We start from the raw sequence: 13846 nt of genomic DNA, 5'->3' as shown, positions 1-13846 counted from the left end.
TCGAATGCGATCATTCCCGCGTAACTCGTGCCCAGAAGTCCAGCGGTCTTGGCCAGGGTGTGTTCATGCAGAGCCGCTGCCGCGTTGTACTCCAATGCAGGCGTCCATTGCGCACCTTGCTCGCGCCACAGGGCCCGCTGGGCGGCCATCTGGTCAGCTATTCGGGCGGGCGGAGGATGGAGCTGGAACCTCCGGCTTCCCCAACTGAAGGCATCATGCACGAGAACTGCGAAGCCGGAGCGCGCCAGCTTGTTGGCCACGGCATGTCCCGAGTACAGATTCTGCTGAATTGCTGCGACTTCCGGGGTCCTGCCACTCGCCGAGTCGATCAGCCGCTCCGCCCCGAGCCACTTGTTGCCGCCGTGGCAATGCAGCCACAGGACGCCCGGCAGCGGGGCCGTCGCGTTCGCTGGTTTGAGGAAATAGCCGCGGGTAGGAGGACCGTACGGCAGCTGCCAGGCCAGCTCCTCCAGCAGCACTCCGTCAACAACCTGGGAGCTCAGTACCGAGACGGGTGGCGCAGGAATTGCTGCGGGTACGCCCAATGCGGCGGCAAGTTGTGCGCTTTCGGGGTTGTATCCGCTGCGTTTGGCCAGCCGCTGTACGGCATCGGGCCAATCTTCAAACCCGGCGATGGGGCTCGGCGCGGAGGTCATGGCGTATCAACCGGGAAATCACCCGGCCAGTCCTCCAGCCTGATCCGGTTGATCTGCCGGACTTCCCCGAGGGTGCCCCATTCGTTGCGTCCCAACCGGGACAGCGGCTTGAGCAGATCCACTCGGGGATGATCGCCGTCGAGAACCTGCTCGGAGATCGCGGCGTGTACCACTTCGCCCAGGACGAGCGTGCAGTTCCCCACGGGAATCAGGCTGTGGAGGCGGCATTCCAGCGCCACCGGTGACTCGTGAACCCTGGGTGCGCGCACGAAGGTGCTCGGTTCCCGCCGGAGACCGGCGGCCTCGAACTCGCTGGTCTTCGGGCTGAACGCTGTGCCGGTGGCATTGACTCGCTCGAAGAGGTCCTCAGGGGTGAGATTGACCGTGAACTCACCGGTCGCCCGGATGTTGCGCAGGCTGTCTTTTTCGCCGACGGAGGTGAACTGGATGACCGGTGGGTCCGTGGACGCCACGGTGAAGAATGAGTGCGGAGCGAGATTGTCCACTCCGCTCTCGGACCGGGAAGCGACCCACGCGATGGGGCGAGGTACCACCGTAGCGGTCAGCAGCTTATAGAACGCTGCGGCTGATAGTTGGTCCCGGTAGAAGTCCCTGCGCATCTACCGAGCCTAAGGGGCGGCAGCGACCAGACGCGAAGCACCAAGCCGATTCGGGCCTCTCAGCAGGAAAGTTCACCCCCGACTGGCCAGGAGCTCATCGAGGCGCTCGTAGCCTTCGGTCATTCCGGCTTCCATTCCGGACTGCGCCATGCCGTCACGGGCCTCCTGCGAGGGGTACACGGAGTGTCCCACCAGCTTGCAGCGGCCACCGCCGAGGTCCTCGAACCGGAGGAACTCAAGACTCACGACGTCGGGATAGCCATCAAACTCAAAGGTCTGGATGGCGAATTCGTTCTCGCGGACGGTGTGGAAAATGCCGCTGAAGCCGTACGCAACGCCGTCGGGTCCGGTATGGGTGTAGCGGTAACTGCCGCCGGTGCGGAACTCGTAGTGGTCGACCGTGGCGGTGAGGCCCCTCGGGCCGAGCCACTGGAAGATGAGGTCCGGGTCCTTGTGTGCTTCGAAGACGGCCTCTACCGGAAAGTCGAATTCCCGCTCGACGTCGATGAAGGGAAGTTCGGCTGGGACGGAAAGCTTGAGTGGGTTGGTCATCATTAATCCTTGGGTGCGTGGCCGATCCTGGCCTTGGATTCGAGTAGATCATCGAGTGCGCGGAACTGGCTCTCACGGACAAGCCTGTACTGGTCAATCCACGCGGTGAGCGTCTCCAGCCGTGCCGCATTGAGGTGCACTGGACGACGCTGGGCGTCTCGCGAGCGGGTCACCAGCTCAGCCTGTTCAAGGACCTGTATGTGCCTGGAGACCGCTTGCTTCGTGATGTTGAAGGGTGCGGCCAGTTCGTTGACCGTTGCCGGACCGCGGCTGAGATGCGCAATGATGCTCCGGCGCGCGGGGTCGGCCAGGGCCATAAAGGCCCGGTCCAGCCGGTCTGCGTCCGTCACCATTGTCAACACGATCCTTTATCAACGAATTGGTTGATTACAACATTAGGCTTGTCCTCATCGGAGGTCAAGGGTTTTTAGGAGCGCCGAAGGAGTTCTTCGAGGCCGATCGGTTCGGAGCCGGTAAGATCCCGGACTGCCGTCGTCGTGCGTTCGAGCTTCCCCGAAGCGATGGCGGTGTACGTACTCACCCAGGCATCCACCTGCCATCCCGGCGCACCATAGTGGGCGCGCGACGCGTAGGCCTCTTCGACGGTCTCCTCTTCATACCGGGTCTCGCGCCCGGTGACGCGGGTGATAGTTGCCGCCACTTCGCCCAGCGAGAGAGCCTCAGGGCCGGTGAGGTCATAGGTGCGGCGGGAGTGAGCTTCCGGATCCTTCAGGACAACGACGGCGGTGCGTGCCACGTCGGTCCGTGCCACGGCTGACACTCGCCCGTTTCCGGCCGGTCCGCGCAGCACCCCTTCATCCCCGGCGAAGAGTGGCAGGACGTCGAGGTAGAAGTTGTCGCGGAGGAACGTGTAGTTCAGGCCTGAGTTGCGGATGTATTCCTCAGTAGCCCAGTGATCGCGTCCGAGCGTGAAGGTAGCGTCCGGCGATGCGGCAAGGAACGAGGTGTAGATGATGTGTTGAACACCGGCTTCGACCGCCGCGTCGACGAACGTGCGGTGCTGGTCAACGCGGTCTTCTGCCTCCGCGCCTGAAACCATGAAGAGGATCTCACTGCCGCGGAGGGCCTCCACGGCTGCCTTCCGATCGGCGTACTCGGCGCGGGCAACGCTGGCGCCCGTGAGTTCGGGCGCTCGCGCGGGGTCCCGCACAATCAGCTTCTGTTCGTAGCCTTCGTTCGAGAGGAGGCGGGCAGCTTCTCCGCCGACGTGTCCGGTGGAGCCGGTGACCGCAATTCGTGGGTTCATGCTCGGTGGAGCGCAGATCCCGCCGTGAATATTCCAAATTCATCGCAGTTTCCATCGCAATTTCCTTCGCCGACACGTGGAGGATGAGCCGGCGTCGTCCCTGGTCCCTAGCGTGGAGCAGTGTCCAGACTGTTCGTCGCTATCGGTGACTCCTTCACGGAGGGAGTGGGGGATTGGGATCCCCGTTACCCCAACGGCGTCCGTGGGTGGGCGGACCGGGTGGCCAAGCAGTTGAGCAAACAGGATCCCACTTGGCGCTACGCCAATTTTGCTATCCGAAGCAAGCGTCTTCGCCAGATCATTGACGAGCAGCTGCAGCCCGCGCTCGATCTGCACCCAACGGTGGTCAGTGTCTATGCCGGGGGAAACGACATTCTTGAACTGCGCACGAGCATCACACCGCTCATGGAGACCTATGAGGAAATGGTTTCACTCATAGCAGCGGCCGGCGCCCGTCCACTGCTCTTCACCGGCTTTGACGTGCGGCTGCACCCGGTTCTCGAACCGATGAGGCGGCGGAACTGGACCTACAACGACCACGTCCGGAGGATCGCCGAAGACTACGGCGCGCTGCTCGTCGATTACTGGTGCTTCGACGAATACCACGACCCGCGGTTATGGGACGTTGACCGCCTCCACATGTCCCCGGCCGGCCATAAGAACATGGCGGCGCATGTGCTGCGCGTTCTCGGCGTCGACCACACCCTCACCTCCAAACCGCTCCGGCCTCACCAGCGCCTGACGATGGCTGAGTTGCTTCGCAAGGAGACGGCGTGGTGGGGCGAGTGGGTGATTCCCATGTTCGGTCGACGTCTCCGCAACGTAACGCTGGGCGATCACCTAGAGCCACGATGGCCTACGCCCATCCGCCCAGCGGACGGGCTGAAGAGGCTTGCTGCCGAACGACTCACTGCTTCAGCGGGTCGTGCCCCCAGTTCATGAACGAGGAACGTCGACGGACTTCATGTCCCTGTAGTGGCGATTTCGAGCGGAAAGAATGAAGGCACCGATAACGGCGGAAACGAGGGAACCGACGATAACACCGACTTTCACATCGTCCGCCGTGCTGCTGGACGGGTCGTAGGAAAGCTCTCCGACGAGGAGGGAAACGGTGAAGCCGATACCGGCCACGAAGGCAACGCCGATGATGTCCGCCCACCGCAGGGACGCGTCGATGGCGATGCCCCGCAGCCGGGTCAGCAGGAAAGTGAATCCCGCAATGCCGACGAACTTGCCCACGACCAACCCGCCGATGATGCCCAGCGCCACAGAGCTTTGCAGGGATTCGACGAGGCCATTGAAACCCCCCACGGTTACTCCGGCAGAGAAGAAGGCGAAGACCGGAACCGCGAACGCAGTGGACACTACTGCCCACTGGTCAGCGAAATGAGCGGCGAGTCCTTCAACAACCGGCTTGCCGTTTGCGTCTGTGCCGGTTTGCACCTGCGCCCGGCCCTTGGCAATGACTGGAACCATGAAGCCCAGAAGCACCCCGGCGACAGTCGCATGAACGCCCGATTCGTGGATGAGGACCCAGACGGAAACCCCGAGTGGGATGAGTATCCACCAGGTGCGAACCCCGCGCTGGACAAGGACGGCAAACACAGCGAGGGGGATCAGGGCCAGGAGCAATGGGAGGATCTGGATGGTGGCTGTATAGAAAATGGCAATGATCGTGATTGCCAGGAGGTCGTCCACAACTGCGAGGGTCAACAGGAACGTCCGCAGTGCAGGAGGCAGGTGCCGTCCGACGACGGCGATCACTGCGACGGCAAAAGCGATATCGGTGGCCGCCGGGATAGCCCAACCGCTCAGCGCTTCGGCCCCGCCCTGCAGGTTAATCAGGGTGAAGACGATCGCTGGGACGAGGACGCCGCCTGCAGCCGCAACAATCGGCACAATCGCGCTCCGAGGGTTTCGCAGCTTTCCAGCGACGAACTCCTCCTTGAGTTCAAGTCCGACAACGAAGAAGAAGATGGCGAGCAACCCATCCGCGGCCCAGGCTCCGACGCTCAGGTTCAGGTGAAGGAATTCTGGTCCCAGCCTGAATTCGCGGACTGAATTGTAGAAGTCCACTGCCGGGGAGTTGGCGAGGATAAGAGCGAGTATCGTCGCGCCGAGCAGGAGCGCGCCGCCGGTGGTGTCCTTGCTCAGGGTCTGGTGCGCCCCGCGCCAGATGGAGTGCGGCTGCTGGTTCGGGGGGAGAGCGGAGTCGTGCTGCGTCATGGGGGGTGCTTTCGTCGAGGAGTGTCCGCGGGCATGGGGCATCTGCGGTCCTGATCGATGAGGGGCAGATGCAGGTCAGCGACGTGGCGGCGGGCAGCCGGCGATCTCGCCGTGTGCGTTGGTCCCCCAGGAACTCATCCATCCGTTGGTTCCACTTGCCCGCTTGGTCAGCAGCAGGCGGTTCGGGAACACGGCCAGCGCCCGTACAAGCGCACGGGGCATCTGTAAGCTGGCCGGAATCATGTCCCAATTCTAGCAAGGGACGAAAAACGGCCCGACGGCGCCCTGTGCCCGCTACGCCGGTCTCATGCCTTCAGCGGGTCGTGCCCCCAGTTCATGAGTGAGTAACGCCACTTCGAATGCTCGACGTCGGAGGACGGCTTCTGTGCCAGATGGCGGTGCACGTACCCCACCACCTTGCGCATGTGCTCGACATCCGAGTCGGTGAGATCTGACTTCTTCGTGGACAGGAGTTTGATGATGCGTCGGCCGGACGCATGGCCGACCGATTCGCCGCCGTCGTCCTTCTGCCCGACTGCCTTTGACTCGTCACTGTCCAGCCACTTCTCCAACTCGGAGGCGGTCATGTTGACGGCCTCTTTCCAGTCGTCCCAGACCTCATCAACGCCTGTGCTGTTGCTCATGCCTTCTCCTGCCCTCGTACACTGGTTTCATCATGGGTTTCATCAACAAGTACCGCGCCCCTATTGTCTGGCTCATCGTCATCGCGATGGTGGCGTCCATCGGAGCAGGCTTTTTCGCCACCATCTTCTAGCTCCGGCAGCTACTTCCAGCCCGGCACTACCAGAGCCTCCCCGCGTCGGGCAGTTGAATGCGCATCCAGCGGTATCCGTAGCCGGGCAGCTTGACCTTCAATTTGTCGCCCACGGCGATGTCCGTCATCGAGTTCTCCAGCAGGTCTGTCAGGATCCCGCCGCCCTCGGGAACATCGCTCTCCTTCAGCGTGACCGAAACTTCTGCCGGTTGGTCTGAGAAGTTGTGAAACAGGAAGAGCGAATGGTCCTCCCAGTCGCAGCGGTGAGCAAAGACAGAGGGACTCGGGGTGTCTATGAGGGAGAAGGTCCCCCATCCCAGCTCGGGGCACTCGCGGTAGCGGCGGATGAGAGTTCCAATGAAAGCCAGCAATGACTCGGGGTCGCGGCGTGCGTCCACGACGTTGATCTTGGCCTGTCCGTACTCGCCCTGCACCAGCGGGGCGACCAGCCGATCCGGAGGGGCGGCAGAAAAACCTGCGCTCTCCTCATGCGTCCACTGCATCGGGGTGCGCACGGCCATCCGTCCTTCGGCTTCGAGGTTCTCGCCCATGCCGATCTCCTCCCCATAGAACAGGACAGGGGTGCCGGGCAGCGAGAACAACAACGAATACACCATGCGGAGGCGTTGCTGGTCTCCCCCGAGCATCGGGGGGAGCCGTCGCTTCAATCCGCGCCCGTAGATCTGCATGCTCTCCTCGGGCCCGAAGGCCTCGAACACTTCCTGGCGTTCCGAGTCCAGCAGTTTGTCGAGGGTCAGCTCGTCATGGTTGCGGACGAAAGTCGCCCACTGGGAATCCCCATCGATGGACGGGCGGTCCGTGATAGTGCGTGCGAGCGGTCTCGCATCTCCGCGCGCCAGTGACAGGTACATCTGCTGCATGGTGACGAAGTCGAACTGCATATTGAGCTCATCGGCCGCGGATCCGAAGAACGCAACCTGCTGCTCATACGGCAGGTTCACTTCGCCGAGGAGGACCGCATCACCGGACCGGCGTGAGAGGAACCGGCGGAGGTCCCGCAGGTAATCATGCGGGTCGCCGGTCTGGTTGTCCTGCCCCTGCGTTTCCAGGAAGAACGGCACGGCATCGACGCGGAATCCGGAAAGTCCGAGCTGCATCCAGAAGCCGATGGCCTTTGCTATCTCGTCGCGTACCTGGGGGTTGGCCACGTTCAGGTCCGGTTGATGGGAGTAGAACCGGTGCAGGTACCACTCGCCGCTTTCCTCGTCCTTGCTCCAGATCGAGTTTTCCTTGTCGGGAAAGACAACCTCCGCCGACGTGTCCGGCGGTGCATCAGAACGCCAGACATAGAAATCCCGGAAGGGATTGTCCTTCGAGGACCGCGCCTGCTTGAACCACGGATGCTGATCCGACGTGTGATTCACCACCAGGTCGGCGATTACCCGCATTCCACGGTCTTTCGCCGTACGGACAAACTCGACGAAATCACCCAGCGACCCCAGCCGTTCGTCCACTCCGTAGAAGTCGACGATGTCGTAACCGTCGTCTCGCTGGGGCGAGGGGTAGAACGGCATCAGCCACACGCACGTCACCCCGAGTTCCGCCAGATAGTCCAGCCGTTGGGCTGCGCCGGCAAAGTCACCGACCCCGTCACCGTTGGAATCGCAGAAAGTCTCAATGTTGAGGCAGTAGATAACGGCGTTCTTCCACCACAGGTCCGAGGTGTCGGTGATGCGCATCAGCGCACCTCGGGCAACACGTGTTCGGCGAAGGCCTCGATGAACGGTTTCTGCTCCGTACCCACGAAGTGGAGGTAGAGCTCGTCGAACCCGAGGTCCGCGAACTCCCGTAGGCGCTGTGCATGGACAGCCAGGTCAGGCGAAATTTGTACAGTTTCCCTGAGCTTGTCCTCGGTAAGGTCCCTGGTGGCTTCCTCGAAGTCAGACGGGCGAGCCAGGTCCCAGGTGGTCGGAGGAGTCACACAGTTCGACGCCCACTGGGACCGGGCGATCTTCACGGCTTCCTCCTCCGTGGGTGCCCATGACAGGTGGACCTGCAGGATCAGCTTGCCCTGTCCACCGTTCTCCCGGTAGGCATTGATCATCTCGGTGAGTTTCTCGTGCGGCTGGTTCACTGTGACCAGGCCGTCGGCCCAACGGGCGCTCCGGGCAGCCGTTTCCACGCTCACCGCCGGAGCGATCAGGGGAGGCTTGACCTCCGGCGCGTCCCACACGCGGGCCTGCTCAACGGTGACCAGACCGCGATGGGTGACCTCCTCGCCGTCGTGCAGCCGCCGGATGATGTCGATGCACTCCTCGATGCGCTGCTGGCGCTCGGCCTTTGCCGGCCACGGGTCACCGGTGATGTGCTCGTTCAAGTTCTCGCCGCTGCCGAGGGCAGCCCAGAACCGGCCGGGGAACATACTTGCCAGGGTTCCGCTGGCCTGCGCGATGATCGCGGGGTGGTAACGCTGGCCGGGGGCGGTGACGACGCCGAAGCGCAACCCCGTGGTGGCAAGAGCAGCTCCCAGCCAGGACCAGGCGAAACCGGAGTGCCCCTGAACCGCGGACCATGGCTCGAAATGGTCCGAGCACATCGCGGCATCGAAACCTGCCTGTTCCGCCATCTGTACATCTGCAAGGAGCTGTCCCGGCGCGATCTGTTCGTGGGAAGCGTGGAAACCGATGAGGGGCATGCGCTGGCCTTTCCGTGGAGGGCTCTTGAACGGGCGAGCCGGTCCGTCCTAGTGTGATCAGTAGGCTTAGCAATTGTTGTTCGAGCCTATCCGTACTGCCAATCGCCCTCAAGGGTGCTACCCAAACTTCCACGTACCAGGAGGAACGCATGAGCGACCAGTACACCTTCCAGAACCCTGTCACCCGCTTTCCGGAGATCTCGCCGCCCAAGCAGGACCAGCCGGAACCCGGCCTGGACCGTGACCTGAACCCGCAGGCTGACCGCGGTGAAGAATCGTACCGGGGCACCGGTCGCCTCGAGGGGCGGAAGGCCCTGGTGACGGGTGCTGATTCCGGGATCGGAGCGGCAGTGGCGATCGCCTACGCCAGGGAAGGCGCCGACGTCGCACTTTCCTATCTGCCCGAGGAGGAGGCCGACGCTGATGAAATTGTCCGCCTGATCGAAGAGTGCGGGCGCAAGGCCGTGAAGCTGCCGGGCGACATCAAGGACGGCGAGTTCTGCAAGCAGTTGGTGGCGCAGGCGGTCGAGGGCCTGGGCGGCCTCGACATCCTCGTCAACAACGCCGGCAAGCAGATCGCGGTGGAGCGGCTTGAGGACCTGGACGATGAGCAGCTCGACCACACGTTCAAGACCAACATCTACTCGTTCTTCCGCATCACGCGCGAAGCGTTGCAGCACCTGCCTGCTGGATCGAGCATCATCAACACCACATCCATCCAGGCGTACAACCCGTCCCCGACGCTGCTGGATTACGCGAGCACCAAGGCGGCAATCAACAACTTCACGAAAGGCCTGGCCCAGCAGTTGGCGCCTCGCGGAATCCGTGTGAACGCGGTAGCGCCCGGCCCTTTCTGGACGCCGCTCCAGGTTTCCGACGGCCAGCCGAAGGATGCACTGCCGGAGTTCGGGAAGGACACGCCCCTGGGCCGCGCGGGGCAGCCCACGGAACTGGCGCCGGCATATGTTTTCCTCGCCTCGCCTGAATCCAGTTACGTGCTCGGCGAGACGCTGAACGTTAACGGCGGAAGCCCGACGCCGTAACTCGCCTGCGGTGACGAAGTAGCGTTCGGGTAACGGTTTGCTGAGTGTTCCCGGGCGGGGCCGCCTCAGTCGGGGAAACGAGGCGGTCCCGCTCGGGGGGGCTCTGGTAACCAGTGCCAGCAGGAGGAGCCGGTGGTCTCGCCCGCCTCTGTCCTGCCCCTTAACTATCGGGGCCGCACCTTGGAATTTTCTTGGAGCTGATTCACAGGAAAATAAGTAAGCTTATTACTTCCCTTGGGTCGGGACCGCGGGTTAGCGTCGAAGAACCCGGTCTCCTGTCCTCCAGCCGTACAGATGAGTTGGCCGTTCAGTGCAGGAGCCATCGATTGCGGAGGTAACCCCGTGTTTTTCCACAAACAGGAACTGCAATTCAAAGCGACTCCCGATAAGCCGGATGCCGTTTACGCGCGCAAGCTGCAGGAAGTACTGGGCGGGCAATACGGTGAAATCACCGTTGCCATGCAGTACAGCTTCCAGGCCTGGAACACCCACATACCCGGAAAGTACCGTGACCTGCTCTTCGGTATCGGTGCCGAAGAATTCGGCCACGTCGAAATGCTCGCGACCATGATCGCGCAGCTGCTTGAAAAGGCCCCTCTCGGCATCACCGAGGACGCGGTCCAGTCAGACCCGGCGATTGCCGCCGTCGTTGGTGGGACGGACATGCAGCAGGCCATCGTTGCCGGCGCGGGTGCACGTCCCGTCGACAGCATGGGCAACCCCTGGCAGGGCAGCTACATCACTGCCAGCGGCAACCTGCTGGCGGACTTCACAGCCAACGCGAACGCTGAGATGCAGGGGCGGCTGCAGGTGGCCCGGCTCTATCACATGACCGACGACCACGGCGTACGGGACATGCTTTCCTTCCTCCTCGCGAGGGACACGATGCATCAGAACCAGTGGATGGCCGCAGCACGTGAGCTGCAGGAAGAAGGGGCGGAGAACTTCCCGGTGCCGAGCAACTTCCCTCTCAAGAAGGAAGAGCGCAGCGTGTCCTACCAGTACCTCAACTTCTCGGACGGAAAAGCCGCATCCGAAGGTTCATGGGCTTCCGGGCCCACCCCGGACGGGCACGGCGAGTTCTCGTATCACGAGGGTCCGACCACCTCGGCTCCCATGCCGCCGCCTACGCATCCGGACTCGCGTTTCTACGGGACAACCGAGCTGCCGAACGCCATGGAGAAGATGGCCGGTGCCGTGCAGGACAAGCTCCATAAGGAGTAGTTTGACCCTCTCTCGAACAGCCCGCTGCTTGCTGAAGCAGCGGGCTGTTTCCGGGTTACGCCCGCACCTGATAGACAGAGGGCTTAGTACTATGTGATGGATGGGGACGACGACGTCGGCCCACCGGTAGGAAGGTTTGTCATGAGGATTCCTGAAGCACGCGGGGCCGCCAGCACGGCTCTGCTGGAACTGCTGCCACAGGCGCCGAACAGCGGGGGCATTGATGCATTGGCCCTCGCGGTGCAGGACGCGCTCGGCCAGACCACCGGAATCCTTGCAGATGATGATCTGCAGCTGACGCTTTTCTGTCTGTATGAGCTGCACTACAGCGGTATTGACGTAGCGCATGTCGAATGGGAGTGGGAGCCGGGACTGATCTCGATCCGCCGTAAAATCGAGCGGACCTTTGAAGCTGCCCTGCGTGACGTCGTCGAACTTCCCTCATTGGAACCGCGGGACAGCGACGGCGTGGCGGCAGTGCTGTTCGAGCTGGCCGCTGCCGACACTGGACCGAGCGTCTCTCGGTTCGTCGCGAAGAAGGCCTCGCTGGAACAGGCCCGGGAATTCCTGATTCACAAGTCCATCTATCAGCTGAAGGAAGCTGACCCGCATACCTGGGCCATTCCCCGCCTGAGCGGCAGGGCCAAAGCGGCCATGGTTGAGATCCAGGCTGACGAATACGGGGGAGGACGCCAGGATCGTATGCACTCGGCCCTTTTTGCGCGCACTATGCGAGGCCTGGACCTCGAGGACAGTTACGGGTGCTACGTCGACGCAGTCCCTGCCCTGACGCTTGCTTCGACCAACATGATGTCGATGTTCGGGCTGAACCGCCGCCTGCGCGGCGCCATCGTGGGCCACCTCGCGGCGTACGAGATGACCTCATCCCAGCCGAACCGTCTCTACGGGAACGGTTTCCGTCGTCTTGGCTTCGAGGAGGACGTCACCTGGTATTTCGACGAGCATGTCGAGGCCGACGCTGTTCATGAGCAGATTGCCGGACGGGACCTGGCCGGCGGGCTGGTCGAAGCAGAGCCGGAGCTGCTGGAAGACGTGTACTTCGGTGCCGCTGCAGCGTTGACGCTGGACGGCATGCTCGGTGAACACATCATGGCCGCCTGGGAGAAAGGTGAGTCGTCCCTGCGGACCACCGCGCCAGCACGAGCATGACTCCACCTGCGGCCACATACATCCTGCCGCTGCGCTGGACCGAGGACTGTGGCATTGAAGCGCTCGCAGCGTACCTCGGCGAGGTAGTGCAGTGGGCCGAGGTGATTGTTGTCGATGGCTCTCCGGATGAGGTGTTCGCCCGTCACGCCGCTGCTCTCCCTGGATCCGTCCGCCATCTCCGCCCACGCCATTCCTGCCGCAACGGCAAGGTGGCAGGCGTCCTCACCGGCCTGGCGGAGGCCTCCTGCGAGCGGGTAGTCATTGCCGACGACGACGTCCGTTATGCCGAGCGCGGGTTCCGCCGCCTGGTGGACCTACTCGACGAGGGGCACGTGGTCCGCCCTCAGAACCACTTCCTGTCCTGGCCCTGGCATGCCCGCTGGGACACCGGCCGAACGCTGTTGAATCGCGCCTTTGGTTCCGACTTTCCGGGTACCCTGGCTGTCCGCCGCTCGGTCATGGATGCGAGCGGCGGCTATGACGGTGACGTCCTCTTTGAGAACCTGGAGCTCCTCCGCACGGTTCGAGCATTAGGTGGGACGGAAATACGGGCCGATGATCTCTTCGTCGGCCGGATCCCGCCGGAAACGGGTCACTTCGGCCGCCAACGGGTTCGGCAGGCGTACGACGACTTCGCCCAGCCGCTCCGGCTGCTTCTGGAGTTGTCGCTGCTTCCCGCATTGATCCTGCTGGTGCGCCGCTTCGGCGCGGGGGCCTGCTTGCCTGCCGCCGCCGTCGTCGTCGGTGTGGCGGAACGAGGACGACGACGGCGGGGCGGCAGGGCGGTGTTCCCGCCAACGGCTGCGCTGTGGGCGCCTGCATGGGTGGCTGAGCGAATGCTTACCGTCTGGGCCGCGCTCGGCATGCGGTTGGCCGGTGGCGTCCCCTACGCGGGCTCACGACTGCCGAATGCGGGAAATTCTCCGCGGGCGCTGCGTCGGAAGTATGCACACGTCCGCGTTGTGCCGTAGCTAGAACGAAGAACTGGCACAGGATTGACTGGTTCCCGGGCTTCCGGGATAGCCAAACCTGCGCCAGTTCTGGAAGGAGCCGGACCGACCTAGGCGTTGTTGTCGATCTCGTTGTAGTCGGTACGGTCGATCTTCCGGTGGTACCGCATGCCGGCCAGTCCGCCGAGTACGGCACCCGCCAACGCGGCAAGCAGGGCCACTACGACGGCGATGATGCCGGCAGTGGTCAGTGTGCCTTCGTTCAGCGGAAGGCGGGGGAAGCTGTTCAGGTTGGCGAGGACGTCAAACTGAGAGCCGAAAATGAGGCCCAGAACTGCGACCAGCACAGCGATGATGATTGCCCAGAGCCAGACGGCGACGCCCTGCTTGGCTCCGTTGAACCGTGCCATGCGTCCGGCGACATACCCTCCGCAGTAGTAGGCCACCAACAGGATGACCAGCAGGATGATCGCGCTTGTTATCCCCACGGTCTGCGGGTTCTGGGATGCCTGGTTGGTTGCTTCGTTCAGGTTCGTGTTCGTCGACAGGCCGAAGGCAGCACCGGCGGCCGCGACCAGGGCGGTGAGGATGACCGCCATGCCTGTAGCGGTGAGCCAACCGAAGAACGCGGCACCGAACTTCATGCCGCCGAAAGTCTCCTTTTCGCGCTGATGGAGCGCATCCCTTTCCGCCCCGACAGGAACCGG

The 13846-nt window shown here is 63.1% G+C and carries 15 protein-coding genes and 1 pseudogene; 5 read left to right on the top strand and 11 right to left on the bottom strand.

Translation table 11 applies throughout. The features are described from left to right. The 5 genes and pseudogenes from RIF85_RS10165 to RIF85_RS10145 form a co-directional block, all read right to left on the bottom strand. Positions 1-656: pseudogene (locus tag RIF85_RS10165) on the bottom strand (acetylesterase); the annotation flags it as partial. Beyond that, positions 653-1276 carry a flavin reductase family protein gene (locus RIF85_RS10160; RefSeq protein ID WP_309071794.1) on the bottom strand — a complete coding sequence of 208 codons (624 nt, stop codon included), beginning with the start codon at positions 1274-1276 and terminating at the stop codon, positions 653-655. The gene RIF85_RS10160 and the pseudogene RIF85_RS10165, both read right to left, overlap by 4 nt. A 72-nt stretch (positions 1277-1348) precedes the next feature. Further along, a complete protein-coding gene (locus tag RIF85_RS10155; protein ID WP_309071793.1) occupies positions 1349-1828 on the bottom strand; it encodes an SRPBCC family protein in 480 nt (159 codons plus the stop codon). A 2-nt stretch (positions 1829-1830) separates the two neighbouring features. Then, complete coding sequence (locus RIF85_RS10150; protein ID WP_309071792.1) at positions 1831-2181, bottom strand: metalloregulator ArsR/SmtB family transcription factor; 351 nt, start codon at positions 2179-2181, stop codon at positions 1831-1833. 74 nt (positions 2182-2255) lie between these two features. Continuing rightward, a complete protein-coding gene (locus RIF85_RS10145; protein WP_309071791.1) occupies positions 2256-3095 on the bottom strand; it encodes an SDR family oxidoreductase in 840 nt (279 codons plus the stop codon). A 120-nt stretch (positions 3096-3215) separates the two neighbouring features. Between RIF85_RS10145 and RIF85_RS10140 the strand changes: the two genes are divergently transcribed. Continuing rightward, the gene (locus tag RIF85_RS10140; protein WP_309071790.1) at positions 3216-4037 is read left to right on the top strand and encodes an SGNH/GDSL hydrolase family protein; all 822 of its coding nucleotides are present in this window, start codon (positions 3216-3218) and stop codon (positions 4035-4037) included. On the opposite strand, the gene nhaA is transcribed toward RIF85_RS10140, so the two are convergent. The 5 genes from nhaA to RIF85_RS10115 form a co-directional block, all read right to left on the bottom strand. Next, the gene (gene nhaA / locus RIF85_RS10135; protein ID WP_309071789.1) at positions 4032-5321 is read right to left on the bottom strand and encodes a Na+/H+ antiporter NhaA; all 1290 of its coding nucleotides are present in this window, start codon (positions 5319-5321) and stop codon (positions 4032-4034) included. The two genes, RIF85_RS10140 and nhaA, sit on opposite strands and share 6 nt — an antisense overlap. A gap of 75 nt (positions 5322-5396) precedes the next feature. Further along, complete coding sequence (locus RIF85_RS10130; protein ID WP_309071788.1) at positions 5397-5564, bottom strand: hypothetical protein; 168 nt, start codon at positions 5562-5564, stop codon at positions 5397-5399. A gap of 62 nt (positions 5565-5626) precedes the next feature. Further along, positions 5627-5965 (bottom strand): DUF3140 domain-containing protein, encoded by a 339-nt coding sequence (locus RIF85_RS10125; protein ID WP_309071787.1) that lies wholly within the window; start codon positions 5963-5965, stop codon positions 5627-5629. 157 nt (positions 5966-6122) lie between these two features. Next, the gene (locus RIF85_RS10120; protein ID WP_309071786.1) at positions 6123-7796 is read right to left on the bottom strand and encodes an alpha-amylase family protein; all 1674 of its coding nucleotides are present in this window, start codon (positions 7794-7796) and stop codon (positions 6123-6125) included. Beyond that, positions 7796-8752: a TIGR03885 family FMN-dependent LLM class oxidoreductase gene (locus RIF85_RS10115; protein WP_309071785.1), complete on the bottom strand. Its 957-nt coding sequence runs from the start codon at positions 8750-8752 to the stop codon at positions 7796-7798. Before RIF85_RS10115 ends, RIF85_RS10120 begins: the two co-directional genes overlap by 1 nt. A 149-nt stretch (positions 8753-8901) precedes the next feature. Here RIF85_RS10115 and RIF85_RS10110 point away from each other — a divergent pair, with 149 nt between their 5' ends. The 4 genes from RIF85_RS10110 to RIF85_RS10095 all read left to right on the top strand — a co-directional run bounded on the left by RIF85_RS10110 (position 8902) and on the right by RIF85_RS10095 (position 13160). Next, positions 8902-9795, top strand: a complete 894-nt coding sequence (locus RIF85_RS10110; RefSeq protein WP_309071784.1) for an SDR family oxidoreductase — start codon at positions 8902-8904, stop codon at positions 9793-9795. Positions 9796-10137: 342 nt separating this feature from the next. Further along, positions 10138-11019, top strand: a complete 882-nt coding sequence (locus RIF85_RS10105; protein WP_309071783.1) for a manganese catalase family protein — start codon at positions 10138-10140, stop codon at positions 11017-11019. 141 nt (positions 11020-11160) lie between these two features. Next, a complete protein-coding gene (locus tag RIF85_RS10100; protein ID WP_309071782.1) occupies positions 11161-12189 on the top strand; it encodes an iron-containing redox enzyme family protein in 1029 nt (342 codons plus the stop codon). Continuing rightward, on the top strand, positions 12186-13160 hold the full coding sequence (locus tag RIF85_RS10095) for a glycosyltransferase (RefSeq protein WP_309071781.1): 975 nt from the start codon (positions 12186-12188) through the stop codon (positions 13158-13160). Before RIF85_RS10100 ends, RIF85_RS10095 begins: the two co-directional genes overlap by 4 nt. Positions 13161-13249: 89 nt before the next feature. Here the strand turns inward: RIF85_RS10095 and RIF85_RS10090 are convergent. Further along, positions 13250-13846: hypothetical protein (locus RIF85_RS10090; RefSeq protein WP_309071780.1), on the bottom strand; the 597-nt coding region annotated here is incomplete at its 5' end.

Source organism: Arthrobacter sp. (genome assembly GCF_031179385.1).
Lineage (GTDB): Bacteria > Actinomycetota > Actinomycetes > Actinomycetales > Micrococcaceae > Arthrobacter_D.
This window is presented reverse-complemented; position numbering and strand designations above follow the sequence as displayed.

Bases quoted from the DNA above. Each gene is read 5' to 3' on its own strand.
- RIF85_RS10160 (WP_309071794.1), bottom strand. From the start codon at position 1,276: ATGCGCAGGGACTTCTACCGGGACCAACTATCAGCCGCAGCGTTCTAT.
- RIF85_RS10110 (WP_309071784.1), top strand. From the start codon at position 8,902: ATGAGCGACCAGTACACCTTCCAGAACCCTGTCACCCGCTTTCCGGAG.
- RIF85_RS10120 (WP_309071786.1), bottom strand. From the start codon at position 7,796: ATGCGCATCACCGACACCTCGGACCTGTGGTGGAAGAACGCCGTTATC.
- RIF85_RS10145 (WP_309071791.1), bottom strand. From the start codon at position 3,095: ATGAACCCACGAATTGCGGTCACCGGCTCCACCGGACACGTCGGCGGA.
- nhaA (WP_309071789.1), bottom strand. From the start codon at position 5,321: ATGACGCAGCACGACTCCGCTCTCCCCCCGAACCAGCAGCCGCACTCC.
- RIF85_RS10155 (WP_309071793.1), bottom strand. From the start codon at position 1,828: ATGACCAACCCACTCAAGCTTTCCGTCCCAGCCGAACTTCCCTTCATC.
- RIF85_RS10115 (WP_309071785.1), bottom strand. From the start codon at position 8,752: ATGCCCCTCATCGGTTTCCACGCTTCCCACGAACAGATCGCGCCGGGA.
- RIF85_RS10125 (WP_309071787.1), bottom strand. From the start codon at position 5,965: ATGAGCAACAGCACAGGCGTTGATGAGGTCTGGGACGACTGGAAAGAG.
- RIF85_RS10150 (WP_309071792.1), bottom strand. From the start codon at position 2,181: ATGGTGACGGACGCAGACCGGCTGGACCGGGCCTTTATGGCCCTGGCC.
- RIF85_RS10095 (WP_309071781.1), top strand. From the start codon at position 12,186: ATGACTCCACCTGCGGCCACATACATCCTGCCGCTGCGCTGGACCGAG.
- RIF85_RS10130 (WP_309071788.1), bottom strand. From the start codon at position 5,564: ATGATTCCGGCCAGCTTACAGATGCCCCGTGCGCTTGTACGGGCGCTG.
- RIF85_RS10100 (WP_309071782.1), top strand. From the start codon at position 11,161: ATGAGGATTCCTGAAGCACGCGGGGCCGCCAGCACGGCTCTGCTGGAA.